This window comes from Pseudonocardia acidicola, from assembly GCF_012911935.1.
GTDB classification, from domain to species: Bacteria; Actinomycetota; Actinomycetes; order Mycobacteriales; family Pseudonocardiaceae; genus Pseudonocardia; species Pseudonocardia acidicola.
On the sequence record NZ_JAAXLA010000009.1, the window covers coordinates 1 to 23,557 of the forward strand.

Sequence of the window (23,557 nt, forward strand, 5' to 3'; positions counted from 1 at the left end):
TGTCGATGAGCTCCTGCTCCCGGGCGTTCCACGTCGCGAGCAGCCCGGGCGACGGCGCGGTGCCCATCAGCCCCGGGTGCACGATGCCGGTGAACGACACCCCCGGGATGTGCCGCGAGGTCGCGGTACCCCCGCGGAAGTCCCAGATCACCTTGTAGGCGTCCGGGAACTGCTCGGTCAGGAACCCGCCACCGTTGCGGGTGGCGAACACCCCGGTGTAGCCCCAACCCTGCCCGGCCAGCGGCCCGGAGTCCTCCTGCGGCACCGGGCCGACGTCGAGGATGTCCACGACCAGCAGGTCACCGGGCTCGGCGCCCTCGACCGCGAGCGGCCCGCTGAGCACGTGCACACCCGGCAGCGGGGCGTTCAGCACGTCCTCGGCGGAGTCGTCGTTGTGAATGGCCCCGTCGAACCACTCCCGGCACTCCACCCGGAACACGTCATCGGGCCTGACCTGCACCTGGGCCGGGATATCGGGGTGCCAGCGATTGTGGCCCACGATCTTCTGGTCGGTGAACTTCTTGGTGTTGTCGAGCGGGAACACGACTTGCGGCATCGAGCTACTCCCTACTCAGTGGTAGATGCGGCGGTCGAGACTGACGACGGGCTTTGCCGGGGCGCAGCAGCAGGCAGATAGCACGGCGAGCAGGCAGCCGTGGTGACGCGGAGGGCGCCGGCAATGATCCGAACAGTAATCCGACGGATTCCACGGAGGAACACCTCCTTGCCCACGATCCGCTGACTACTGGCCGGGCGCGGCGACCCAGCGGATACGGTGCGCCGAGCGGCCAATGGAGGCACCCCGGCGCCCATCAACCTCCACGAGCCCGTCATGGGCCTGGGAGGCACACGTGAAGTGTGCCCCAAGCGGACCTGCCGAACAATAGGATCGGGACCGGGAAACGCCGTCCATGGGGACAGGAAGGCCATGCGACACATATATTCCCTGACGACAGGATCACGCCACCTGCCGTTCTGCTCAAATATCAAACTGAAAGCTCCGGCCCCGCAGGTCGGACACCGACAGCACTGCGGTCAGCCGCGATTCAGTTGCGTGTCCCTCCTCCATTCTTCCCCTCCACACCCGTTCGATCGGCGCAGTGCCCGGCAGTGGAGCCGCCCGCCCAACTCTCGCCCGAAACCGGGGTGATCCACAATTCGCGAATCGACCGGAGAAGTGATTCTCGACGTCATCTCACTGCTTGCGGAAGCTCACGCGCGGTCAACCAGAGCCATGGCGGCGTCCTCGTCGCCGCGGTTCCGGCGATCTCGATCACCGAGAATTGGGGGTTCCATCATGGCCCCACGGTTTGCGCACCGCCAGGCTTGTCGCCCCGATGGCCTATGTCGACCGCCGACGCGACGGATTGGACACGACTTACGCCGGGCCACAGCCATGGATGACGCGCAATCAATCCCTTGAGAGCAAGGATCTCATGCACCGCAAGAAGCGGATTCACGGGCAGAACGGCGTTTCCCCACGGTGTCGGACATCCACGCAGACCGGGTCCGGCACCCAGTCGAACATGAACGTCAACGAGGTCATCGCCAACCGCGCCGACCAGCTGCTCGGCGGCCAGTTGGGCAGCAAGACCCCGGTACACCCCAACGACCACGTCGACATGGGCCAGTCGTCCAACGACACCTTCCCCATCGCCATGCACCTGGCCACCCTGTCGGCGATCCGCAACCACCCACTGCCGGCGGTCGGTGAGCTCGCCGGCGCGATCCGGGCGAAGGCAGGCTGCACGAGCTCGCCTCCGGTGGCACCGCCGTCGGCACCGGGCTCAACGCCCCGGATGGGTTCGGTGCGGCGATCGCCGCGAAGCTCACCGAGCTGACCGGGCTGCCGTTGGCCACCGCGGCCAGCAAGTTCGCCGCGCAGGACTCGCTCGATGCGATGGTGGCGACCAGCGCCGGCCTGCGCGGCGTGGCGGTCACGATGCGGCCGATCGTCGTCAACAACATCCTGCACACCGCCCGTACCCTGCGCGAGGCTGTCCTCGCCCTCGGCGTTTCCGCCGCCGGCTTCGAGCGGATCGTCGACCCCCACGCAATGGTCGGACACCCGAGGCAGGACCTCGGGCTGCGGGGCAGCGGGTGATGTGGCGAGCACGGCGCCGATATCGACCGAAGATGACTGCGAAGTGCTGACCTTCGCGGGCGCAGGCGGGACGAAAGTCCGTCCTCCATCCCGGCCACCGGGCCCGAGGATGGCACTCGCGCTCTCCCCCGGCAGGGGGCGGAGCGCTCACCCGGTCCCGCCGAGACGGGGGCTGTCCGTGCCGATACAGACGCCGATACAGACAAGGAGGGACGACATGCAGACAGACATTCCGCAACCACGGGGTCTCGCTGGGCACTTGCTGCAACGGGAGGCGGCCCGGTGGTGGTGGGCGCCCCTCGTGGCCGGGATCATCTGGTTCCTCATCGCCTGGCTGGTGCTGCGCGCGAACGTCACCTCGCTGGCAACCGTCGGCGTTCTCGTCGGCGTGGTCTTCCTCGTCGCCGCGGTCACCGAGGGAGCCCTGGGCGGCATCATGATCGGCGGCTGGAAGATCGTGCACTACGCGCTCGCCGTGCTGTTCCTGCTGGGCGCGTTGTGGTCGTTCGTCCGGCCGATCAACACCTTCTTCGCCCTGGCCTCGACGCTGGGCCTGCTGCTGTTCCTGCAAGGGGTCTTCTACATCGCCCGCAGCCTCGCGCTGCGCGACGAGAGCCCCTACTGGTGGCTGGGGCTGACCTGCGGGGTGTTGATCGTCCTGCTCGCCCTGTGGGTCTCCACCTCCGACCGGGTGTGGGACCTGGCCGGCCGCGCGGCCTTCATCCTGCTCTGGGTGGGATTCATGGCCATCTTCCGAGGGATCTCCGACATCGTGCTGGCCTTCGAGCTCCGCCGGCTGGGGCAAGGGGCGCAAGACCGGGAACCGGTAGGCGTCGGCGCGCCGCCGCCCATCCCCGCCGAGGAACGCCGTGCACCGGCGCAGGCGCAGCCGGACAAGCAGCCCCGCTCGTAGCCTGGGATGCGGCCTCCGTGCCGAGCGGCGCCCCAGCCGGTCACCTGCTCAGATCGGCCCGGACGCAGTCGGCGGCGTGGGTTCGGCCCGAGCATGCCGAACGTCGACCTGCCCGAGGGACACGTCGATTCGTAACCCGCCATCGCGCGCCGTTGTCGTGGGCACGTACAGCCGACACGGCACCCGTCCCCGTCAGGGGTGGATCGTCCACAGCGGCCGACAGGGCGGCCCGTGCCCGGCCCGCTGCGGGCGGCTCCCATTACAGTCGTGCTTCTCGAGGCCCACGCCGCCTCCAGGAGCGCGCACGCATGAACGCCCTGCGCCGTCACGAGGACCGGATGCCCGCTGTCGGATGCCTCCGTGGCCGGAGGGGCTGTTGTGGCGGGGCGCGCCGACCAGCGCAACGGTGCGCGCACGGTGACCGGGCTGGTCGAGCGGATCCTGGCCCTGCCCGGCTGGCTGGTCCTGCTGCTCGTCGGCCTGCTCGTGTTCGCCGAGGACGCGCTCTTCGTCGGCTTTGTGATCCCCGGGGAGACGGCCGCTTTCCTCGGCGGCGCGGCCGCGAAACTCGGCGACGTCCCGTTGGGTGCGGTGCTCGTCGTGGTGATCGTCGCCGCCATCGTCGGAGACAGTGTCGGCTACGAGATCGGCCGCCACGCCGGCCCGCGGGTGCGGCGGCTGCGGATCTTCACCAGGTACCGCAAGCGTCTCGACGACGCCCAGGAGTTCCTGGCCCGCCGCGGCGGTAGCGCGATCTTCCTCGGCCGGTGGGTCGCCTTCTTCCGCGCCGTCATGCCGTTCCTCGCCGGCGCCTCCCGAATGCAGTATCCGCAGTTCCTCGGCTACAACGCCGCTGGCGGTCTCACCTGGGGCGCCACCGTGGTCATGCTCGGCTACGCCGCCGGCGCCGCCTACGCCCAGGTCGAGAAGACCTTCGGCGGCGTCACCGCCTTGGTCGTCGCCGGGGTCGTCGGCGCCGCGCTCGTCATCTGGCGAGTGCGCAAGCACTTCGCCGAGCGGCGCGCCGACACCCCCAACGGCAGCTGACGCCGCCCGCACCCGCCGCGCCCACGACCGCCGACCGAGACCGCCGACCTCGGAGAGCTTCCCGTGCTCGACCGGCCACGGGCAGCGCCGCCCAACAGATCATCCGCGGCGAGGGCCTGCCGACGCCGAGGCCGTCCACTCATACGAGGGCACGCGGGAGATGAACACCCTCATCGTCGGGCGCGCCATCACCGGGCACAGCGCCGTCGTCTGAGTCTTCGTTCAGCACTCGTCGAGCCGCGGGAGGGCCACCTCGCGCACGATGAGCTGGACGGCGGCCGCAATGGGGATGGCGACCAGGGCGCCGATGATGCCGAGCAGCGTTCCGCCGAGCAGCACCGCGACGATGGTCGCCAGTGGCGACACCTGCACGGCTCGGCTGAAGATCCGGGGGGACAGCAGATAGTCCTCGAAGAGCCGGTAGACGACGAAGTACCCGACTGTGCCCAGGGCGACCGGCAGCGACACGGTCCACGCCGCCAGGCAGACGACGACACCGGCGATGGTGGAGCCGACGGTGGGGATCAGGTCCAGGAGCCCGACCAGAACCGACAGCAGTAGCGGATACGGCACCTTGAAGATCAGCAACCAGATGTAGGTCAGGATCGCCGCGACCAGCGAGGTGGCGAGGTTGCCCAGCACGTACCCGCTGACCCTGGCGGCGATCTCGTCCCCCAGCCGGATGACCCGGGACCGCCGTGACCTGGGGATCAACCGGTGGAATCCGGTGCGCAGCTCAGGCAGCGAGCCGAGGAGGTACACGGTCAGCACCACCACCACACCGGTGGAGGCCACGGCGTTGACCACCACGACCCCGGCTCCGAACACACCGCCCACGATGCCACCGCTCCTGCTCGTGAGAGCCTGCTCCAGACTCTGCTGCAGGTGGAACCGATCGTTCAGCCTGCCGACGAGCGAGTTGTGATCGGTCAGCACCTTCAGGTACGTCGGCGCGTGTGCCCTGAAGGCACCGACCTGTGCGATCAGCGGCGGGACCGCGGCCGCAACCACTCCGCCGACGACGGCGAGCAACCCCCCGCACACCGCCGCGATCGCCGCCCAGCGTGGCACCCCCCGGCGCACCAGCGAGGCCACCGCCGGTTCGAGCCCCACCGCGAGAAACAACGCCAACCCGATCAGAACCAACACGTTCCGGGCGCTGACGATCAGCGCGACCAGTCCGCCGGTGAGCGCCACCCCCGCCGCGCCCACCAGGCCGACCCGGAAAGGCGATCGGCGCTCCCCCGCTCGGTCCGACCGCCTCGCCTGCCGGTCGGCAGCGGACGCCCTCGGGAGTACCGCAGCTATCGGCGCCATAGGTCACCACCGTTCATCGCTTGTGAGGTCCGGCCACCACGTCATGGTGGTCCGCCCCGGCCCTGCAGGAATGAGCCAGGCGCACGGAACTCCGACGCCAACGTGCCGCCCTGGCTGCTCCGCGGGCCGGGTCGTCACCGACCTTGACCCACGCGGGCGGTGGCTGCACGGCACCCGGATTCGCGGCCAGCTCGACCGTCGAGTACCCGCAGGAGGTCTGATCCCGGGGGACGAGCACCGGCGCGGATTTTGGCCTGTCGGGTTCATGATCGGTGAGCCTGCGGCCGGTGAACATGGTTGCCGTGAGCAGGTGGTGGACGCGCTCCGGCCTCTCGACGCGACCGGGCCGACGGCCCGAGGTCCGGAGGCCACGGCAGAGCTGGTGGACGTGGCTGGGAGTCCTCGGGGCGTTGGCACGGCTCGGGCCCCGCGGCCCTGACGGACAACCCCTGCCGCTACCGGACCGCGTTCCCACCGGCACCACCCCGGACGGAGACGGGGTCGTCGTCGGAATCGGTCCGGTTACCGTGGAGGCGTACATCGACTTCCAGAGCCCGGCCAGTCGCCAGTTCCAGGAGCTGGCCGGCCCGACGCTCGCCGAACTGGTACGCCTCGGCGAGATCAGGCTGATCTACTACCCGACGAACCTTCTCGACGGCAGGTCGGCCACCCAGTACTCCACCCGGGCGGCGGCGGCCGCCGGCTGCGCCGCGGACGCGGCGAAGTTCGTCAGGTACGCCAGCACGCTGTTCGCCCACCAACCGCCCGGGGGCGGGTCCGGGCTCACCGATGACGAGCTCATCGAGCTGGGCGCGGCGGCAGGCCTGTCGGGGCCAGGCTTTGCGCGTTGCGTGCGCGCCGGCACCTACCGTGACTGGCCGTCCTACGTGACCGCGGCGGCTCTCGGACGCGGTGTCGACAACACCCCGAGCGTCTTCGTCGACGGCCATGAGGTGCCGGCCCGACCCGACCACATCCTCCGCGCCGTCCACGCCGTCACTGGCTAGCCCGTGGCCAGCCCTGCTGCCTCACCATGCGGCGCTGACCGGCCGCCGCTTCGTCTGGACGGGCGCCCGGCACGCGTGACGCTCCGGCACAGGCCCCGCTGACGGTGCCGCGGGTTCCGTGCTGGTGTCAGTCCTCGTCTCCGATGGCTTTGCTCACCTCCGCGGGAGACCGGTACTCCTTGTCGAGCAACTTGCGCAGCGCCTCGAGGACCCGCTCGTCGGCGCCCTCCTTCTGCGCCTGGTTGATCAGCTGTTCCCTGGTCGCGGGATAGTCGACACCGGAGAGGTGCCGCTGCACCTCGACTGGGCTCACAACGGCCATGGGACGCGGCTACCCATGGCCGGGCGGATGAAACGAGCCTGATCCCGCCGGTGCGATCAGCCTTCGGGCGGGGCGCTCTCCGACTCGGCTGGCCACGGCCCAGGCGTACAAACGAACTATGGGCGACGCACTGTCGGCGTACCGACGGAAGCGCTCCGCGTCGCGCACGCCCGAGCCGATGCCCGTCGCGGGGACACCGCCGCGCGGCCGCGATGACGTGTTCGTCATCCAGGAGCACCACGCACGCCGGCTGCACTGGGATCTGCGGCTCGAACGCGGCGGGGTGCTGGTGTCCTGGGCGCTGCCCAAGGGATTGCCCACCGATCCGCGGACCAATCACCTCGCGGTCCAGACCGAGGACCACCCGCTCGACTACGCGAGCTTCGAAGGGGAGATCCCACCGGGCGAGTACGGCGCCGGCCGGGTCGAGATCTGGGACCGGGGCACCTACGACTGCGAGAAATGGACCGATGACGAGGTCAAGGTGGTCCTGCACGGACACCGGGCGCAGGGCCGCTACGTGCTGATCCACACCGACGGCAACCGCTGGCTCATCCACCGGATGGACCCGCCGGCACCATCGGCCACCGCCGAGGGTGCGGATCCCATGCCGACGCTGCTGCGCCCCATGTACAGGACGCCACCCGTATCCGGCAGCTGACCCAACAGGTGCCCGTCGTGTACTACGCCTTCGATGTGCTCTACCGCGACGGCCGATTGACCATCGGGCTGCCCTACCGACAGCGGCGGCGGCTGCTCGAATCGCTGGAGCTGCACGGGCCGCACTGGGACACCCCGCCGTACAGGGCCTGAGGCGCTGGCCGAGTCGCGCAGGCGGGGCCTCGAGGGCGTCCTCGCCAAGCGGCTCGTCTCCGTCTACGAGCCCGGGCGGCGCTCCAAGAACTGGATCAAGGTCAAGCATCAGCTGATGCAGGAGGTCCTGATCGGCGGTTGGCAGCCGGGCAAGGGCCGACGTGCCGACACGATCGGAGCCCTGCTGCTGGGCATACCCGGGCCGCGCGGGCTGGACTACGTCGGCAAGGTCGGCACCGGCTTCAACCGGGAGATCCTCGAGGACCTCCTCCCCAGGCTGCGCACGCTGGAACGCGAGACCTCCCCCTTCGCCGAGGACCCGCCGGCGCGTGAGACCAAGGACGCCCACTGGGTCACCCCAGAACTGGTCGGCGAGGTGGCCTTCACCGAATGGACCCGCGACGGCCGGTTGCGGCATCCCACCTGGCGCGGCCTGCGCCTCGACACATCGCCTGCCGAGGTCGTGCGCGAATCCTGATACGGCTCGGGTTCAGGCCGTAGGCGACCAATCTTGCGCCGCCTCGACGATCTGCTTCGCGAGGGTGACCGCGGAGCGGTAGGGCTCGTGATCGATCGACCCGCCCGCCTTCAGGGTCTGCTCGGCGTCCTCGGCGAGGGAGTCCAGCAGGGCTGCGAGGGATTCGGCGATGGAGGGGGTGAGGATGGTGATCCAGCGGGCGTTGGCGTGCACGTGTGGGTAGATGGAGTCCACCGCGTCGAACTCGTCCAACGGGTCTTTCAGTCCGGGGAGCACCCCCTCGCCCTCATCATGTCGCGGCCGGACGGCCGGGAACGCGGCGGGCACCGGCACGTGCTCCAGAGTCGTGCGGTGTCGCTCCAGCACGCCGCCGTCGACGTCGCGGTCGCCCCACCGCCACGGTCCCGGCGTTGCGTTGCGGGCGATCCGCCGCAGCACCTCGGCCGCCTGATGCAACCAGTCCGCAGCGGTCCACGTGTCCTGCGGGGTGACGTTGGGGTCGATCATCCTTGCCTCCCTCCCGCTGAAGGTTGCCTCCCTCGCACCGGAGGCAGGGTCGTTGCTGCGGTTGCCGGCCTGTGGAGGCGGATCGAGTGCCGCCAGACCAGGGTGGTGATGGCCATGACGAGGATCAGTGCCATCAGGATGAGCAGTTCGAGTCCTTGTGGGTTCCAGCGGAACGACTGTTCGGCTTCGGCAGTCAGGATGAGCACACGGCGGATGCCGGCGACCAGGCCCACGACGAGGAAGGGTTCGGGATCCAGGGCGCCCCGGTGCCGGATCGCTATGGCGACGGTATGCAGCAGTTCGGCGACGATGAACAGCAGCAGGGTTTCGTCGAGGACCGCGAGCACGATCACCGGCAGGTCGTAGCCCCCGGCCAGGACGATCGCGATGTGGCGCACGGTGTCGGTGATCAGCACGAGCCCCAGCCCCGTGAGCAGGATCGCGACGACCACGTGGATCGTGTCTTCGGCGACCTCGATGGCACGAACGGCGTGCGCCAGGAGCCCGCCGGGCCGCAGCGTCATGCCACCGCGAGTTCGATGTCGTAGTACTTGCGCTGCCCGGCGCGGGACTCGGCGGCCAGCAGCGCGCAGCGGTGGACCTTCTCGAAATCGCCGTAGGGAAACTTGTAGCGGCCCTTGTTGTCCTCGTCTTCGTCATCGTCGAACCCGAGATGCCACCTGGCGTACTCGCCGATGCTGTGCTGGGCGATGACGTCGTTCTCCTGCTGTCGGGACGGCGCGTGCTCGCTCCAGGCGTCACGATCGTCGACGACGTAGCGGCCCGCCATGATCAGGTCCCGGGCGCGGTCGAACGCCCGCTCGTTCAGTTTGACCGTCATGGTCCTTCCATCCGATGTGGTGGTGGTGGTGTGGCTCGCCCGGCCCGGCTGCGTCGCGGCCGGTGTCGCCGCACGTCAGCCATCGTTCGCGCCGGGCGGGAGCGGCTGGAGGTGGCGAAGGAACCAGTCCCGCGCCAGGCGGGCCACCTGCTCCAACGCCCCGGGTTCTTCGAACAGGTGCGTCGCACCTGGGATGACCGCGAGCCGGGTTCGGCCGCCGAGCTTCCGCATGGCCCGGCGGTTGAGTTCGATGACGACGGGGTCGCGTTCTCCGACGATCAGCAAGGTCGGCTGGTGCACCTCGGGCAGGTGCGTATCGGCCAGGTCGGGGCGCCCTCCGCGGGAGACGACGGCCTGCACTGTGTTCGGCCGGTTCGCGGCGGCGATGAGCGCGGCGGCGGCGCCGGTGCTGGCCCCGAACAGGCCGATACCCAGCCCGGCGGCGGGTTCGCTGTGGGCGATCCAGTCAGCCAGGGCGGTGACCCGCACGGCGAGTAGGTCGATGTCGAACCGCAATTCCGCGGTCCGCAGGTCGATCTGCTCCTCCTGTGCGGTGAGCAGGTCGGCCAGCACGGTGGCCAGGCCGGCGCGGTTGAGCTCGTCGGCGACATATCGATTGCGCGGGCTGTGCCGGCCGCTGCCGCTGCCGTGGGCGAACAGCACCGCCCCGCGCGCCGGCTCCTGCGGCACCCCGAGGTCGGCCTCCAGCACCACGCCGGCGGCCGGAATCTGCAGGCTCCGGTGGATGACGCTTGGCGCGCTCACTGCGTCCCCTCTCAGACGGGCGGCGGCGAGGGCACTCGTACTGCTCGGGCCGCCGCATTGTCAGACCGCGAACGGGTAGGTCTCGGGGACCTCGCCGGTCTCCCAGAGAGACGTCCGCTCCAGCGGTTCGACCGCGCGGGTGTCGTCGATGTGGATCACAGCGTCGAACTGATCGGCCACCCGGGCGTGGAAGTAGTGGCTCTGCCGCTCGGTGTCGGGCCGGTAGATGACGCCGATCGCCCGTTCCAGGCGCGCCGCGCGGAGCACCTCAGCCGCTTGCGTGGCAGCAGCTCTGCCGGGGTCGGCCGCGAACGAGAGCATGAACTCCTTCTGGCCGACCTCGTGGAACAGCTCCTCCACGCTGCCCGGCAGCGCCGGGCGGACCCACTTGCGCTGCGCCTCCCCACCCCAGTCATCAGCAGCGGTAACGGTCCCGGTATAGGTGGTGAAACCGAGGAGCCGGCAGTCATCGCCGTGCCGTTCGCGCACGAGCTGGCCCACGTTCAGCTCGCCCTGGGCCGCGATCTCGGTCGCGCGCACGTCGCCGAGGTGGGAGTTGTGCTCCCACACCACGATCTTGGCGGGGTCACCGCGTTGCCGGGTCAGGTGGTTCTGGACCGCGTCAAGCGTCTCGACCATATGGCGGTCCCGCAGGTTCCAGGACAGGACGCGGCCGCTGAACATCGAGCGGTAGTACTCGGCCGCATCCTTCACGACCTTGGCGTTCTGCTCGGCGTAGAAGACCTCGTCCTCGGCCAGCAACCCGTCGCGGCGGGCGTACTCCAGTGCGTGACGCTGCAGGTCGACGAGCTGGTCGACCACCTCCTGCTCGCAGGTCTCTCCCGCACCCAGGGCGGCGGCCAGGCCGTAGGTCTGGCCGTCGTCGGTGCCGTAGTGGTCGAAGCAGGCGTAGCGTTCCCGGGCCCGCTGGGCCGCCTGCGGGTCCACCCGGTCGAGGTAGGTGATCACCTCGTCGATGGAGCGGTAGAGGCTGTAGAGGTCCAGGCCGTAGAAGCCGGCCTTGCGCCGCTCGTCACCGACGCGGTCGTTGTGCTCGCGCAGCCAGCCGGCGAAGTCGAGGACGGTCGCGTTGCGCCACATCCAGGTGGGGAACCGCTGGAAGCCGCGCAACGCCTCCTCGGCGTCGGCGTCGTCACCGCGGCCCCGGACATACCGGTTCACCCGGTAGGCGTCCGGCCAGTCCGCCTCGACCGCCACCGCGCAGAACCCCTTCTCCTCGATCAGCCGCCGGGTCATCGCCGCGCGCGCGGCGTAGAAGTCGCGAGTACCGTGCGACGCCTCCCCGATCAGTACGACATGCGTGTCGCCGACCCGATCGAACAGCACCTCGTCCGGCGGTACGCCCTCCTCGGTCGGGATCGCAGCCGATCGGATCACGTCGGTGTCGCTGAGGAGTCGCCCGCCAGCACGCGCGGGGGCCGATGCCGCCGCGGCGCGCAGCAGGTCTCGGACCTCCTCGTCGGTGGTCTGGGCGAAGTCCCAGTACGACTCGCCGACCGCGAAGAACGGCGACGGGGTCGTCGCGCAGACCACCTCGTCGACCAGCGCGGCGAGCTCCTGGCAGGTCGACTTCGGCGCCGCCGGTACCGCGACGACGATGCGGGCCGGCCGGTGCTCGCGCAGCGCGATGATCGCCGCGTGCATGCTCGCGCCCGTCGCGAGGCCGTCGTCGACGACGATGACCGTCTTACCGGCGAGCTCGGGCATCGCCCGCCCGTCCCGGTAGACCCGCTCCCGGCGCGCCAGCTCGCGGCCCTCCTGCTCGGCCACCCGCTCGACCACCTCCGGGGTGATGCCCAGGCCGCGCACGACATCGTCGTTGATCACCAGCACCCCGCCGCTGGCGATCGCGCCCATGGCCACCTCCTCGCGGCCGGGCACGCCCAGCTTGCGGACCACGAACACATCCAGCGGGGCGCCCAGAGCGCGGGCGACCTCGTAGGCCACCGGCACCCCACCCCGCGGCAACCCCAGGACCACCACATCCGGCCGGCCCCGGTAACGGTCCAGCAGCCCGGCCAGCACCCGCCCGGCATCCCGGCGATCCCGGAAAACGCGATCCGCCATGCCATCCCCCTGAAAGTGCGTGGAGCCTCATGCTGCGCAGCACGGTGGCCAGGTCCGGGTCATCGAGCTTGATCGGGTGCTCGGGCGCTTCGAACCGGCGGCGCTCGCCATCGTTGAGCACGGGCACATCCCGGACGTAGCGGAAGCTGTTTCGGCCGGACCATCCCGTTGCCGAGCTCGCGTCCGGTCTTGGCGGGTGGGGCCCCGCCCGAGTCCAGGTCCCGAGGGCGATGCTGACCCTGACGCCGGATCGGATTGCATGACAATGACCTCCGCGAAGCGGGTGAGGCCCTCATCACATCCCCGCTGTGCGTGGTGAGTGCGGCAGGGAACGTGGCGCCGCGAGTCAGGCCTGGGGCCCTACTGGTGGCTTCACCTGGTGATCCTGCCCGCCCTGGGACCGGAAAACCTCACTCTGCCAGCACAAGGACCAAGGCCGGGTTCGCTCTCACAGTGCAGTCGAGCGGCAGGCGGCTCTGGGACTCGACCGTTGCGCGACCAACGCTGGAACCGGTTGTAGAGCGCCTTCCACGGCCTGTACCGCTCGGGCAGGTCCCGCCGGGGCCCGCTCTCGAACAGCATCCCGTTGATCAGTCGCCGGTCATCCACCCGCGGCCGCCCACACGCCCCCGACGGTGGCAGCAGACTGCGGCTTCAGCCGTTGGCGGCGCGAGCCGAGCCGGGCAAGCGGGGGTTCGGCGTGGAGGACCGGGGCGGCGCCGGCCCGGCTCGCGCGGTGTGTGGCCTGCCTGCCGGGGTACCCGGTCGGCCTCGTGTGCGGTTGTCACCCGAGGAACGCGGAGGCGGGATGCCAGACGGGGAGGAGCGCCACGGCAGTGTCGGGTCGGGAACCCGATGGGAAGCCGTCGCGCACGGCCCGCATCGCACCCTGGCCACCCTGAAGACGCTCGGTCCCGGGTTGGTCGCCGGGGCCTCGGATATCGATCCGACGACCGTGGCGACGATGGCGGTCGTCGGCGCCACCACGATCTACGCGTTGTCCTGGCTGGCCTGGCTGCTGTTTCCCATGCTGTGTGTCGTGTTGGTCATCGCCACGCGGGTCGGGGCCGTCACCGGACGCAACCTGCAAGAAGCCGTGCGCGACCGGTACGGTCCGGCTCCACAGTGGGTCCTGCTGCTGTCCGTCGTGGGGGTCAACATCCTCACACTCGCCGCGGACATCCACGCCGGTGGTGCAGCGCTGGGTCTGCTGATCCACCGCGACAGCAACTGGCTGCTGCTGCTGTTCGGCGGCGCGACGCTGGCGCTGCTGCTGTGGGGCACCTACGACGAGGTCGAACGAGTGCTGAAGTTCGCGTTGCTGATTCTGCTCGCCTACCCGGTCTCGGCGGCGCTGGCCCATCCCGATTGGCGACAGGTGCTCGGGAACACCTTCCTGCCCCATTTCTCGACGAACAGTGACTACGTCGCCGGCGCCGTGGCGATGCTGGGTACGGCCATTACCGGCTACGTCTATGTGTGGCAGACGGTGCAGGTAGCCGAGGAACAGCCCGGCGAAGGGCTCCGCAAGGTGCGACAGCTCGATGCCATCGTCGGCACCTTCTTCTCGGTGGCGATCATGTGGTTCATCCTGATCGCCACCGGCGCCACGCTCGGCGTGCAGCACCGACCGGTCGACACCGCGGAGCAAGCGGCCCAGGCGCTGGCGCCTGTCGTGGGCCCCTACGCCAGCGCTGTGTTCGGGGTAGGGCTGCTCGGGTCCGCGCTGATCGCCGTCCCGGTGCTGCTGGCGACCACGGCCTATGCGGTGTGTGCCCAGTTCGACCTGCACAGAGGACTGTCCGAGCCGGTCCGCAATGCCCCGGCGTTCTACAGCGTGATCACGGCGTCGACCGTGGTGGCGGTACTGATCAGCGCGATCGGAGTTTCCACGATCCGACTGCTGTTCCTGGCCAGCATCGTGGCGGGGGTCGCCACACCCATCGGCCTGGCCGCTCTGATGCTCGTCACGACCGACTCGAGGATGATGGGCGACCGAGCGGTGCGTGGCCCGCTGCGAGTCGCCGGCTGGGCCGTCACCGCGATCGTCGCGCTCTTCAGCCTCGCCTACCTTGTTCAGCAGGTCATCGGCGGTGGGAACGGATCGTGAACGCGTTCCGAAACGGAAGAAAACCGTACAACCGGGCGGAAGCGGCCTCACGACGGTGAGGTAGCCGGCCCGAGTCAAGTGCCCAGAACCTCGAATCCTCAACTCGAAGCAAACGCCTCGACCAGGGAAACGCAACCCGCCCGACTGGACGGAAGGATTCAAGACTGCGACACTCTGACCGCCGAAAAAAGAGCAACAGCGGATCCGGCGACGAAAACCACCGGTCAGGGTGGAGCTGAGGGGATTCGAACCCCTGACCCCTTGACTGCCAGTCAAGTGCGCTACCAGCTGCGCCACAGCCCCTTGCCGATGTAGAGAACAGTACACGGCCCCCTCAGGCCCCTCGCAACCGGGTCGTCCTCACGGTCGAAGTCCCCTACGGTCGGGACTCGTGCAGCCCGCTGACATCGCAAAACTGATCTCGGTGAGCGATCCGAGAGTCTCCCCGGACGGCCGACTGATCGCCTTCGTGGTCACCCGCGTCGATCTCGAGCGCAACCGCTACCGCAGCGCCGTCTGGTTGGCCGCGGCCGACGGGTCGGCTCCGCCCTATCAGTTCAGCACCGGCGAGCACGGCGACGCCCAGCCGGTGTGGTCGCCGGACGGGCGACGGCTCGCCTTCACCAGCCGCCGCTCCGACGAGCCGGACCACAGCACCCTGCACGTCGCACCCGTCGGCCTCCCCGGCGAGATCCTGACGCTGTGCGAGCGTCCCGAGGCCGTCGAGGAGCCTGCGTGGTCACCCGACGGCCGCCGCATCGCGTTCACCTCCCGGGAGCGGACCGGCCGCTACCGCGCGGACGGAGCCGAGGACGAGCGCGCCCGGCCGCCGCGGCGGATCGACCGGCTGATGTCCCGCCTCGACGGCGAGGGCTGGATCATCGACCGCCCGCGCAGCGTGTTCGTGGTCCCGGCCGACGGGTCGGCCGCGCCGCGCATCGTGGCCGGTGGCCCGTTCGAGCACCACGCCCCGGCCTGGTCCCCGGACGGCCGCCGGCTGGCCGTCACCGCGGCCCGGCACAAGGACTGGGACCTGCAGCCCGTCGACGACGTGTTCCTCGTCGACCCGGACCCCGCCCCCGGCGGGCCTGCCGAGCCCCGTCCGCTCACCGAGCAGGACCTGTCGCACCGGCTGCCCGCATTCGACCCGGACGGCGGACGGATCGCGACTCTGGCGGAGGACAGCAGGATCGTGCCGTCGCACGCGCAACTCGTCGTGCTCGACGCGGCGACCGGTGCCATGCGCGTGCTCACCGCGGGGCTCGACCGGCAGTGCGCCCCGATGCCCGGTGTGCGGGTCCCGATATGGGACGGCGAGCACCTGCTGTTCTCCCTCGAGGACCGTGGCGACGTGCACCTCTACCGGGTGGCCGCCGACGGCTCCGGTGAGGCGGAGCGACTGATCGGCGGCACCCGCAACGTCACCGGGTTCGATCTGGTCGGCGGCACGCTGGCGTTCGTCGCGAGCACCCCGACCGAGCTTCCGGAGCTGTTCGTCCGCGACGGCGACGGCACCGAGCGGCGGCTGACCGACCTCGGCGCCGCGTTCCACGCCGCGCACCCGGCATCGGCACCGGAACACCTCACGGTGCGCTCGCCCGCCGGCGACGGCGAGATCGACGCGTGGGTGATTCGGCCCGCGGGCCTGGCCGCGGATGAGCGCTGCCCGGTGCTGCTCTCCATCCACGGCGGCCCGATGACGCAGTACCCGAACGCGTGGTTCGACGAGTTCCAGCTCTGGGCCGGCGCCGGCTACGGGGTCGTCTACTGCAACCCGCACGGGTCCAGCGGCTTCACCGAGTCGTGGGTGCGTTCGATCCGCGCGCCGGAGGCACCGGAAGCGCCCGGCACCGGTTGGGGCGGCATCGACGCCGACGACGTGCTCGCCGTCCTCGACGCCGCGCTCGAGCGCGACCCGATGCTGGATCCGGACCGGGTCGGCGTGCTCGGCGGCTCCTACGGCGGCTACCTCACCAGCTGGCTCATCGGGCACACGAACCGGTTCGCCGCGGCGTGCAGCGAGCGGGCGGTGAACAACCTGGAGTCCGAGGAGTGGAGCTCCGACTACGCGGGCGCCTTCCGGCACGAGCTCGGCGTCTCCCACCTCGACGCCCCGCAGGGCTACCGGCGAATGTCGCCGATCAGCTACGTCCGCGACATCGACACCCCGCTGCTGATCCTGCACTCCGAGGACGACCTTCGCTGCCACATCGAGCAGGCCGACCAGCTCTTCGTCGCGCTACGCCTGCTCGGCAAGCCGGTGGAGTACTGGCGCTTCCCCGGGGAGGGCCACGAGCTGTCCCGATCGGGCTCGCCGAAGCACCGGGTGCAGCGCGCCGAGATCATCCTCGACTGGTTCGGCCGGCACCTGGGCGGGCGCCGGCCGGAGACGGTCTCCGCGCTGTCGCAGTGACGCGGGGTGGGTGCCCGGCCCGAAGTCCGGGCACCCACCCGGATCAGACCTGGCCGCCGATGGCGTCGGTCAGCCAGTTGCTGTCGCTGAGGTCGATCTTCTTGCCGTTGATCGCGACTGTGGGGGTGCCGAAGCTGCCGTTGGTCGTCAGCGCCGGGGTCTTCGCGGCGGCTTCGGTCGCCGCGGCGATGGCCTTGGCCTGGCCGTTGGCGGTCACACACTGCTCGAAGTCACCGCCGGCACCCAGTGCCTTGCCCTTCGCCGCGAGCTGCGCTGCGGTGAGCCCGGCGCTGCCCTCCGCGGGCTGCTCGTCGTAGAGCTGCTTGTGGAACTGCGGAAAGATCCCGGCCGAAGCCGCGCACAACGCGGCGTTCGCGGCAAGGGTCGAGTAGCCGGTCGGCTTGGTGGACTGGTCCAGGATCGCGGTCGCGTGGTAATTGACCTTGATCTTGCCGTCGTTCAGCGCGGTGCTGATGTCGCTGCCGTAGCTCTGCTCGAACCGCTCGCAGATCGGGCAGAGGTAGTCCTCGTAGATGTCGACCGTGACCGGCGCACTCGCCTGACCGGCGGTGACGACGGTCCCGTTCACCGCGACCGGGTAGTTCGCCGCCACCGGGGTGGTGGTCGAACTGCTGTTGCGGTTCACCGCGACGACGACGCCGATCACGACGGCGATCGCGACGACGGCGGCGACCACGACGAGTGCGGTGCGATTGCCGACGAGCCCGTTCTTCTTCGGTGTGATGCCCGCTGCGGCGAGCCGCTGGTCCGCGGCCTGCTTGCGCCGCTGCTTGTCGGCGCGCGAGGCTCCGCCCACGTTCAGATCCTTCCTTCCCCCGACCGGACCACCGGCCGGGAATCGAGCCGCTCATCGAGCGCGAACAGGGTCCGGGGCCGGATCAGCAACCAGACCGCGAGCAGCAGGAAGCCCGTGTCCCGCAGCACCTCCAGACCGTAGGCGGTCTGGTCGGGCGCGACCTGACCGCCGCCGCCGAAGCAGCCGCAGTCGATCGAGAGCCCGCGGGCCCAGGCCTGCGCCACCCCCGCGATGAAGATGACCAGCACCGCGGCCGACAGCCCGGCCACCGCCCGCGTGCCCACGCCGACGAGCAGCAGCAACCCGAGCGCGATCTCCAACCAGGGCAGCACGCCCGCGATCACGGCGACCCCCGGCTTGGGCAGCACGTCGTAGGCGCGCACGGCGACGTAGGTCTGATCCGGATCGACGGCCTTCAGCACGCCCGAGACCAACCAGATCGCGGCCAGCCCGAGCCGGGCCAGCGTGCCGACGACGTCACGCAGCTGCGCTGAACCCTGCTTCACGCGTCGAGCGTAACGAGGGCGCCCGACCCTCCCGGGTGAAGGTGGTCAGTAGGACTCGCGGGCGGGCTCCTGTCCCAGCACGGTCGGTTCGTGCATCACGACCGGGCGGCCGAGCTGCTCGAGGGCCTCGCGGTAGCTCCGGGTGCGCAGGTAGGTGGACCGGTCGCCGAGCTCATCGGCCAGATGGCGCATCCCGGAGAGCAGCAGTGCAACTTCTGCCGGTGATGCGGTTTACGCCGCAACGCCCCGGTCGACTCCACCCGCACCACCTCGCGATGCCGGCGCGCGTCGAGGTCGTGCACGTGCGGGCCGAGCTGGTCGGCGAACAGCCAGAGGGGCTCGTCTCCGGTCGCCGAGGCGCTGCTCACCGGGGCGGTCTCGGGTGCAGGCGTGGCTTCCGCGACCTGGGGGAAGCCTCGCTTCGGTCCATCGTGGACGGTTACGGGAGGTGATCTGACCGGCATGGGCGACGGGTCCGGGGCCGAGAAGCCCGATGAGTTCGCCGCGCACCACGGCGACCACACGCATTCGGACGTCTCCGGCGGCCGGCTGCGGGCCGCGGTGTTCGGCGCGATGGACGGGCTGGTCACCAACATCGCGCTGATCGCCGGCGTGGGCGGCGGCGGGGCCGACCGGCAGGTGATCATCCTGACCGGGACGGCCGGCCTGGTCGCCGGTGCGTTCTCCATGGCGCTGGGCGAGTTCGCCTCCGTCGAGACGCAGAACGACGCGGTGCAGGCCGAGGTGGAGGTCGAACGCCAGGAGCTCGAGCGTCACCCCAACGCCGAGGAGGCCGAGCTCGTCGAGATGTACCTGGAGATGGGCCTGTCCAAGCCCACCGCGGAGGCGGTCGCCCGCGAGGTCCACGCCGACCCCGACCTGGCAGTCAAGGTGCACATCAACCAGGAGCTCGGCGTCGACCCGGACGAGCGGCCCTCGCCGGGGGCCGCGGCCGTCTCGTCGTTCATCTGCTTCTCCGTCGGCGGGCTCATCCCGCTGATCCCCTACCTGCTCGGCTACTCCTCGCTCGCGCTGGGGCTGCTCGTCGGCGCGGTCGGGCTGTTCGCCGCCGGTGCCCTGACCTCGCGGTTCACCACCCGCTCGTGGTGGCTCGGCGGGCTGCGCCAGCTGATGTTCGGCGCCATCGCGGCCGGGGCGACCTATCTCGTCGGCTCGCTGATCGGCGTCGCGACCTCGTAGCGGCCCGGCCGTGCCGGACACTGCGCTACGGCAGCCGGGTCGCGCCGTCGACCGCCGTGCCGCGGCAGGCCGTCCCCGGAGGAGATCACCACCCGCTCGGGCGTGCCCGTGACCAGCCCGCTTCGCACCGCATACGGCCTCGCTCGGCGTCTGTCGCGCATCGAGGCCGTCGTCTGCGTGGACACGCTCGCCCGGGTGCGCCGCTTCGAACCCGGCGCCGGCCTGACCCTCGCCGAGCGCCACCCGGGGCGCGCGGCAACCAACGGGTACCGGACGTCGTCCGGCCGGCGGATCCAGAAGCGGAGTCGCCCGGTGAGACGCGCTGCCGGCTCGCCCTCGTCCTGCGCGGCCTGTCCCCGCCGCAGGTGCGGTACCGGATCCGTGACCACGACGGCGAGATCGCCGACCACGTCCGCCGCGCCCCGGGATCAGGGCCGTCGCCGGCTGACGCCGAACTCTGCGTCATGGCCGTCCGCACCAGCGGCCGAGTGCCGTAACGCAGCGTTCGGCGGGTTGTCGGCTCAGGCCTTGGGGCCAGCGGTCGCGCCGGGGGCGGCCGCTTCCGGGGCGATCGTGGCCGGCGGAACCGCGGTGGGTGCTGCGCGGGACGGGAGCGTCTCCGGGGCGCGCAGCCAGAACGCCAGGGCCAGCGCGGAGATCGCGCCGGTCAGGGCGAACGCCGTCCCGAACCCGACCAGCTCGGCGACCGCCCCGGTCAGCACCGGCCCGATGATCGCACCGAGGTCGGCGGCCATCTGGAAGCCGGCGAGCACCGTCCCGCCGCGCGCCTTCGCGCCGATCACGTCGGCCACGGCCGCCGTCATCGGCGGGTTGACCAGACCGCTGCCGATCCCGGTGAGCAGCGACACGGCCAGGAACAGCGGCAGCGACCCGGTGACGCCCAGGCACGCCGTGCCGACGGCCGAGACGATCAGCCCGGCCAGCACCGGGGGACGCCGGCCGCGGCGGTCGGCGAACCGGCCCGCGGCCAGCAGCGTCGCCGCATTGCCGACGGCGAACACCGCGAGCGCGTACCCCGCCCACGCCTCCTGCCGGCGGAGCACCTCGACGACGAACAGCGGGACGAGCGCGATCCGGACCCCGAACACGGTCCACCCGTTGGCGAAGCTCGCCGCGAGCGCCGCCCGGTAGGTCGGGTGCCCGAGGGCGCTGCGGAATGTCGCCGCGGGCAACGCGTCGGGGTCGGTGGCGGCAGCGGGCCCGGTGCGGCCGCGCAGCAGCAGACCGGTCAGCACCAGCGCGACGATCAGCGCCGCGCAGTACACGAGGAACGGCGCGCGCAGGCTCACCGCGATGAGCAGCCCGCCGAGCAGCGGTCCGGCGATGTTGCCCAGCAGGAAGCCGGTGGCCCACATTCCCGAGGCCCGCCCGCGCAGGCTCGGCGGGGCCAGCCGGACCAGCAGCGAGATCGCCGATACGGTGAACATGGTGGAGCCGATCCCGCCGAGTCCACGGAACAGCAGCAACTGCCAGTAGTCGGCGGCGAACGCGGTGGCCCCGGTCGACATCGCGGAGATGCTCAGCCCGACCACGTAGACGCGCAGCTCGCCGAAGCGGGCGACCAACCGTCCGCTGACCGGGGCGAATCCCAGCCGGAACAGCGCGAACAGGCTGATCACGACGGACGCGGCGGTGACCCCGACGTCGAAGCTGCGGGCGAAGGCGGGCAGTGCCGGGGCGACGAGCCCGTACCCGACCGCGATCACGAACGCCGCGGCGACCAGCACCCAGATCTCCCGGGGCAACTGCTCGGGCCGTCCCGCGGTGTCGGCACCCGCGCGCGCTCCCGAATCGTCCCCCGCTGCCATCTCGCCCCCTTCGTCCACGTGTTGGCGACGCTACGCGATGAGTCCGGAATTACGTCGATCAGGCGGCGTGGGGTGGTGGACGGCGGCGCGATCGGGGGTTGCACTGTCACCGTGAGCAGTCATCGCATCGCCCTGATCCCCGGCGACGGTATCGGCCAGGAGGTCATCCCCGCGGCTTGCGCCGTCCTCGACGCCGTCGCCATCGGCCACGGCCTGTCCTTCACCTACGACGAGTTCGACTGGTCCTGCGACCGCTACCTGCAGACCGGCGCGATGATGCCCGCCGACGGCCTGGACCAGGTCCGCCACCACGATGCGATCCTGCTCGGCGCCGTCGGCTACCCCGGCGTACCCGACCACGTGTCGCTGTGGGGGCTGCTGATCCCGATGCGCCGCGAGTTCCAGCAGTACGTCAACCTGCGCCCGATCAAGGTGTTCGAGGGCGTGCCGAGCCCGCTGCGGTCGGCCCGGGCGGGCGAGGTGGACCTGGTGGTCGTCCGGGAGAACGTCGAGGGCGAGTACAGCGAGATCGGCGGCCGGATGTACCGCGGGACGCCGCAGGAGGCGGCGGTCCAGGAGTCGGTGTTCACCCGTGCCGGCGTGACCCGGCTGCTCGACTACGGTTTCGACCTCGCCACGAAGCGGCGCGGGCAGCTCACCTCTGCCACCAAGTCCAACGGGATCGTGCACACGATGCCGTTCTGGGACGAGCTGGTCCGGGAGCGGGCCGCGCGGTACCCGTCGGTGGCCTGGAACCAGGAGCACATCGACGCGCTGGCCGCGAAGTTCGTGCTGTCCCCCGAGCGCTTCGACGTGGTCGTCGCGTCGAACCTGTTCGGCGACATCCTCAGCGACCTCGCCGCCGCGGTGGCCGGGAGCATCGGCATCGCCCCGGCGGCCAGCCTCAACCCGGAGCGGGAGTTCCCGTCGACGTTCGAGCCGGTGCACGGCTCCGCGCCGGACATCGCGGGCAAGGGGGTCGCGAACCCGCTGGGGGCGATCTGGTCGGCGTCGATGATGCTCGACCACCTCGGCCATCCCGAGGCCGGCGCCGACGTGCTGACCGCGATCGCCGCGGTACTCGCCGGCTCCGGCGTGCGGACGGCCGATCTGGGCGGGACCGCCGACACCGCGCAGTTCACCGAGGCCGTGATCGCGGCACTGCCCACGGCGGGCTGATCAGTTCACCACGTCACAGGCAGCGCGTGCACCCCGTAGACGACCATCTCGTCGCGGAACGCGATGTCGTCGAGGTCGGCCGCCACCCGGAGGTCCGGGAACCGGCGCAGCAGCGCCGGGTAGGCGATCTGCAGCTCGAGCCGGGCCAGCGGCTGGCCGAGGCACTGGTGGATACCGAAGCCGAAGGCGACGTGGTGGTTGGTGCCGCGGTGGATGTCGAGCCGATCGGGGTCGGCGAACCGGGCCGGGTCACGGTTCGCCGACTCTCCCGCCGCGATCACGCCCTCCCCGGCCCGGATCAGCGCCCCGGCCAGCTCGACGTCCTCGGTGGCGACGCGGCGGCGGCCGGTGTGCACGACGGTGAGCAGCCGGAGCAGTTCCTCGACGGCCGCGCTGACGACGGCGGGATCGCGCGTCTCGCGCAGTTCCGCGGCCTGCTCCGGATGCCGCAGCAGCGTCAGCACCCCGAGCCCGATCATGTTCGCGGTGGTCTCGTGGCCGGCGACGAGCAGCAGCCGGGCCATCCCGACGACCTCGTCGCGGGTCAGCTCACCGCTGCGGATCCGCCCCACCAGCCGGCTCACCAGGTCGTCGCCGGGGTCGGCCTGCTTGGCGGCGACCAGCTCGCGCAGGTAGTCGCGCAGCTCACCGTTGTTCCGCTCGGCCTCCTCGGCGGTGACCCGGGTGTCGAGGAGCCTGCGGCTCAGCCGCTGGAACAGGTCGTGGTCGCTGTAGGGCACGCCCAGCAGCCGGCAGATCACCATCGACGGAAGCGGCAGCGCGAACGCCTCGACGAGGTCTGCCGGGCGCGGCCCGGCCGCCATCGCGTCGAGCAGTTCGTCGACCATCCGCTCGATGGCCGGGCGCAGCGCTTCGGTCCGGCGGACGGTGAAGTCGCCGATCAGCATCTTGCGGTAGCGGGCGTGCTCGGGATCGTCCATCGCGATGAACGACGGGGTCTGCCGGCGGGTGACCTGGACGCCGGGGCTGTTGGCCGGGTAGCCGGGCCGCGAGGAGTCGGAGCTGAAGCGCCGGTCGGCGAGCACCGCGCGCACGTCCTCGTAGCGGGTGACGAGCCAGGGTGTGCTGCCGTCCCACAGGCGGACCCGGCTGATCGGGCGTTCCTCGCGCAGCCGGCGAAGCTCGGCCGGCGGGTCGAACGGGCAGCCGCGGCGCATGGGATAGCGGGGCGGAGCCTGGTCCGCGGGCCGCCGGGTGGTCGTCGTGCTGGTGGTCATGGACGTCCTCCGCTCCCCGAAGCGATGACTAAGACGTTAGCGACGCTAACTAGATGGGCGCCC

26 protein-coding genes, 1 tRNA gene and 1 pseudogene are annotated in these 23,557 nt (G+C 70.9%); 13 read left to right on the forward strand and 15 right to left on the reverse strand.

The features are described 5' to 3' along the window. On the reverse strand, positions 1-556 hold a 556-nt coding region (locus tag HF526_RS06940; protein ID WP_169380447.1), incomplete at its 3' end, for an acetamidase/formamidase family protein. Positions 557-1,337: 781 nt separating this feature from the next. On the opposite strand from HF526_RS06940, the gene HF526_RS36240 reads away from it, so the two are divergent. The 4 genes from HF526_RS36240 to HF526_RS06955 all read left to right on the forward strand — a co-directional run bounded on the left by HF526_RS36240 (position 1,338) and on the right by HF526_RS06955 (position 4,064). Further along, a complete protein-coding gene (locus HF526_RS36240; RefSeq protein WP_275403913.1) occupies positions 1,338-1,841 on the forward strand; it encodes a lyase family protein in 504 nt (167 codons plus the stop codon). Further along, the gene (locus tag HF526_RS36245) at positions 1,745-2,104 is read left to right on the forward strand and encodes a lyase family protein (RefSeq protein ID WP_275403914.1); all 360 of its coding nucleotides are present in this window, start codon (positions 1,745-1,747) and stop codon (positions 2,102-2,104) included. The genes HF526_RS36240 and HF526_RS36245 overlap by 97 nt, the downstream gene beginning before the upstream one ends. 217 nt (positions 2,105-2,321) lie before the next feature. Further along, the gene (locus HF526_RS06950) at positions 2,322-3,017 is read left to right on the forward strand and encodes an HdeD family acid-resistance protein (protein ID WP_169380448.1); all 696 of its coding nucleotides are present in this window, start codon (positions 2,322-2,324) and stop codon (positions 3,015-3,017) included. A 378-nt stretch (positions 3,018-3,395) separates the two neighbouring features. After that, positions 3,396-4,064 carry a DedA family protein gene (locus HF526_RS06955; RefSeq protein WP_211176871.1) on the forward strand — a complete coding sequence of 223 codons (669 nt, stop codon included), beginning with the start codon at positions 3,396-3,398 and terminating at the stop codon, positions 4,062-4,064. Positions 4,065-4,286: 222 nt separating this feature from the next. Here HF526_RS06955 and HF526_RS06960 read toward each other — a convergent pair whose 3' ends face one another. Then, a complete protein-coding gene (locus HF526_RS06960) occupies positions 4,287-5,276 on the reverse strand; it encodes an AI-2E family transporter (RefSeq protein WP_338051339.1) in 990 nt (329 codons plus the stop codon). 632 nt (positions 5,277-5,908) lie between these two features. Between HF526_RS06960 and HF526_RS06965 the strand changes: the two genes are divergently transcribed. Beyond that, complete coding sequence (locus HF526_RS06965; protein WP_211176872.1) at positions 5,909-6,388, forward strand: DsbA family protein; 480 nt, start codon at positions 5,909-5,911, stop codon at positions 6,386-6,388. 127 nt (positions 6,389-6,515) lie between these two features. On the opposite strand, the gene HF526_RS06970 is transcribed toward HF526_RS06965, so the two are convergent. After that, the gene (locus HF526_RS06970) at positions 6,516-6,701 is read right to left on the reverse strand and encodes a DUF2795 domain-containing protein (RefSeq protein WP_420821592.1); all 186 of its coding nucleotides are present in this window, start codon (positions 6,699-6,701) and stop codon (positions 6,516-6,518) included. Positions 6,702-6,828: 127 nt separating this feature from the next. On the opposite strand from HF526_RS06970, the gene HF526_RS35165 reads away from it, so the two are divergent. The 4 genes and pseudogenes from HF526_RS35165 to HF526_RS35175 all read left to right on the forward strand — a co-directional run bounded on the left by HF526_RS35165 (position 6,829) and on the right by HF526_RS35175 (position 8,001). Next, the gene (locus HF526_RS35165) at positions 6,829-7,371 is read left to right on the forward strand and encodes a DNA polymerase ligase N-terminal domain-containing protein (protein WP_169380451.1); all 543 of its coding nucleotides are present in this window, start codon (positions 6,829-6,831) and stop codon (positions 7,369-7,371) included. A gap of 17 nt (positions 7,372-7,388) precedes the next feature. Then, positions 7,389-7,523 carry a hypothetical protein gene (locus HF526_RS35170; protein ID WP_338051340.1) on the forward strand — a complete coding sequence of 45 codons (135 nt, stop codon included), beginning with the start codon at positions 7,389-7,391 and terminating at the stop codon, positions 7,521-7,523. 4 nt (positions 7,524-7,527) lie between these two features. Next, positions 7,528-7,617 (forward strand): annotated as a pseudogene (locus tag HF526_RS36250) (hypothetical protein); the annotation flags it as partial. 21 nt (positions 7,618-7,638) lie between these two features. Then, positions 7,639-8,001, forward strand: a complete 363-nt coding sequence (locus HF526_RS35175) for an ATP dependent DNA ligase (RefSeq protein WP_239028414.1) — start codon at positions 7,639-7,641, stop codon at positions 7,999-8,001. Between the two features lie 12 nt (positions 8,002-8,013). Here HF526_RS35175 and HF526_RS06990 read toward each other — a convergent pair whose 3' ends face one another. The 6 genes from HF526_RS06990 to HF526_RS37300 form a co-directional block, all read right to left on the reverse strand. After that, positions 8,014-8,508 carry a hypothetical protein gene (locus tag HF526_RS06990; RefSeq protein ID WP_169380452.1) on the reverse strand — a complete coding sequence of 165 codons (495 nt, stop codon included), beginning with the start codon at positions 8,506-8,508 and terminating at the stop codon, positions 8,014-8,016. After that, on the reverse strand, positions 8,505-9,032 hold the full coding sequence (locus tag HF526_RS06995; RefSeq protein ID WP_239028410.1) for a phosphate-starvation-inducible PsiE family protein: 528 nt from the start codon (positions 9,030-9,032) through the stop codon (positions 8,505-8,507). The genes HF526_RS06990 and HF526_RS06995 overlap by 4 nt, the downstream gene beginning before the upstream one ends. Next, a complete protein-coding gene (locus HF526_RS07000; RefSeq protein ID WP_169380453.1) occupies positions 9,029-9,349 on the reverse strand; it encodes a hypothetical protein in 321 nt (106 codons plus the stop codon). The genes HF526_RS06995 and HF526_RS07000 overlap by 4 nt, the downstream gene beginning before the upstream one ends. A gap of 75 nt (positions 9,350-9,424) precedes the next feature. Then, on the reverse strand, positions 9,425-10,114 hold the full coding sequence (locus tag HF526_RS07005; protein WP_169380454.1) for an alpha/beta family hydrolase: 690 nt from the start codon (positions 10,112-10,114) through the stop codon (positions 9,425-9,427). A 60-nt stretch (positions 10,115-10,174) separates the two neighbouring features. Then, positions 10,175-12,202: an erythromycin esterase family protein gene (locus tag HF526_RS07010; RefSeq protein ID WP_169380455.1), complete on the reverse strand. Its 2,028-nt coding sequence runs from the start codon at positions 12,200-12,202 to the stop codon at positions 10,175-10,177. Between the two features lie 372 nt (positions 12,203-12,574). Then, entirely contained in the window at positions 12,575-12,847 is a 273-nt protein-coding gene (locus HF526_RS37300) for a transposase (protein ID WP_420821597.1), read from the reverse strand. Between the two features lie 163 nt (positions 12,848-13,010). Here HF526_RS37300 and HF526_RS07020 point away from each other — a divergent pair, with 163 nt between their 5' ends. Next, positions 13,011-14,312, forward strand: coding sequence for an NRAMP family divalent metal transporter (locus tag HF526_RS07020; RefSeq protein ID WP_169380457.1), 1,302 nt, complete (start codon positions 13,011-13,013; stop codon positions 14,310-14,312). Positions 14,313-14,542: 230 nt separating this feature from the next. Here the strand turns inward: HF526_RS07020 and HF526_RS07025 are convergent. Further along, positions 14,543-14,615: transfer RNA gene (locus HF526_RS07025), tRNA-Ala, on the reverse strand. A gap of 121 nt (positions 14,616-14,736) precedes the next feature. Between HF526_RS07025 and HF526_RS07030 the strand changes: the two genes are divergently transcribed. Beyond that, complete coding sequence (locus HF526_RS07030) at positions 14,737-16,725, forward strand: S9 family peptidase (protein ID WP_338051341.1); 1,989 nt, start codon at positions 14,737-14,739, stop codon at positions 16,723-16,725. A gap of 43 nt (positions 16,726-16,768) precedes the next feature. Here the strand turns inward: HF526_RS07030 and HF526_RS07035 are convergent, their stop codons facing one another. The 3 genes from HF526_RS07035 to HF526_RS07045 form a co-directional block, all read right to left on the reverse strand. Beyond that, on the reverse strand, positions 16,769-17,542 hold the full coding sequence (locus HF526_RS07035) for a thioredoxin domain-containing protein (protein WP_169380459.1): 774 nt from the start codon (positions 17,540-17,542) through the stop codon (positions 16,769-16,771). A gap of 2 nt (positions 17,543-17,544) precedes the next feature. Continuing rightward, positions 17,545-18,027 (reverse strand): MauE/DoxX family redox-associated membrane protein, encoded by a 483-nt coding sequence (locus HF526_RS07040; RefSeq protein WP_169380571.1) that lies wholly within the window; start codon positions 18,025-18,027, stop codon positions 17,545-17,547. Between the two features lie 66 nt (positions 18,028-18,093). Further along, positions 18,094-18,240, reverse strand: a complete 147-nt coding sequence (locus HF526_RS07045) for a hypothetical protein (RefSeq protein WP_169380460.1) — start codon at positions 18,238-18,240, stop codon at positions 18,094-18,096. A gap of 270 nt (positions 18,241-18,510) precedes the next feature. On the opposite strand from HF526_RS07045, the gene HF526_RS07050 reads away from it, so the two are divergent. Beyond that, on the forward strand, positions 18,511-19,248 hold the full coding sequence (locus HF526_RS07050; RefSeq protein WP_169380461.1) for a VIT1/CCC1 transporter family protein: 738 nt from the start codon (positions 18,511-18,513) through the stop codon (positions 19,246-19,248). Positions 19,249-19,769: 521 nt separating this feature from the next. On the opposite strand, the gene HF526_RS07055 is transcribed toward HF526_RS07050, so the two are convergent. Then, complete coding sequence (locus HF526_RS07055) at positions 19,770-21,077, reverse strand: MFS transporter (protein ID WP_169380462.1); 1,308 nt, start codon at positions 21,075-21,077, stop codon at positions 19,770-19,772. 111 nt (positions 21,078-21,188) lie between these two features. Here HF526_RS07055 and HF526_RS07060 point away from each other — a divergent pair, with 111 nt between their 5' ends. Continuing rightward, positions 21,189-22,256, forward strand: a complete 1,068-nt coding sequence (locus HF526_RS07060) for a tartrate dehydrogenase (RefSeq protein ID WP_169380463.1) — start codon at positions 21,189-21,191, stop codon at positions 22,254-22,256. Between the two features lie 5 nt (positions 22,257-22,261). Here HF526_RS07060 and HF526_RS07065 read toward each other — a convergent pair whose 3' ends face one another. Next, a complete protein-coding gene (locus tag HF526_RS07065; RefSeq protein ID WP_169380464.1) occupies positions 22,262-23,494 on the reverse strand; it encodes a cytochrome P450 in 1,233 nt (410 codons plus the stop codon). Between the last annotated feature and the right edge of the window lie 63 nt (positions 23,495-23,557).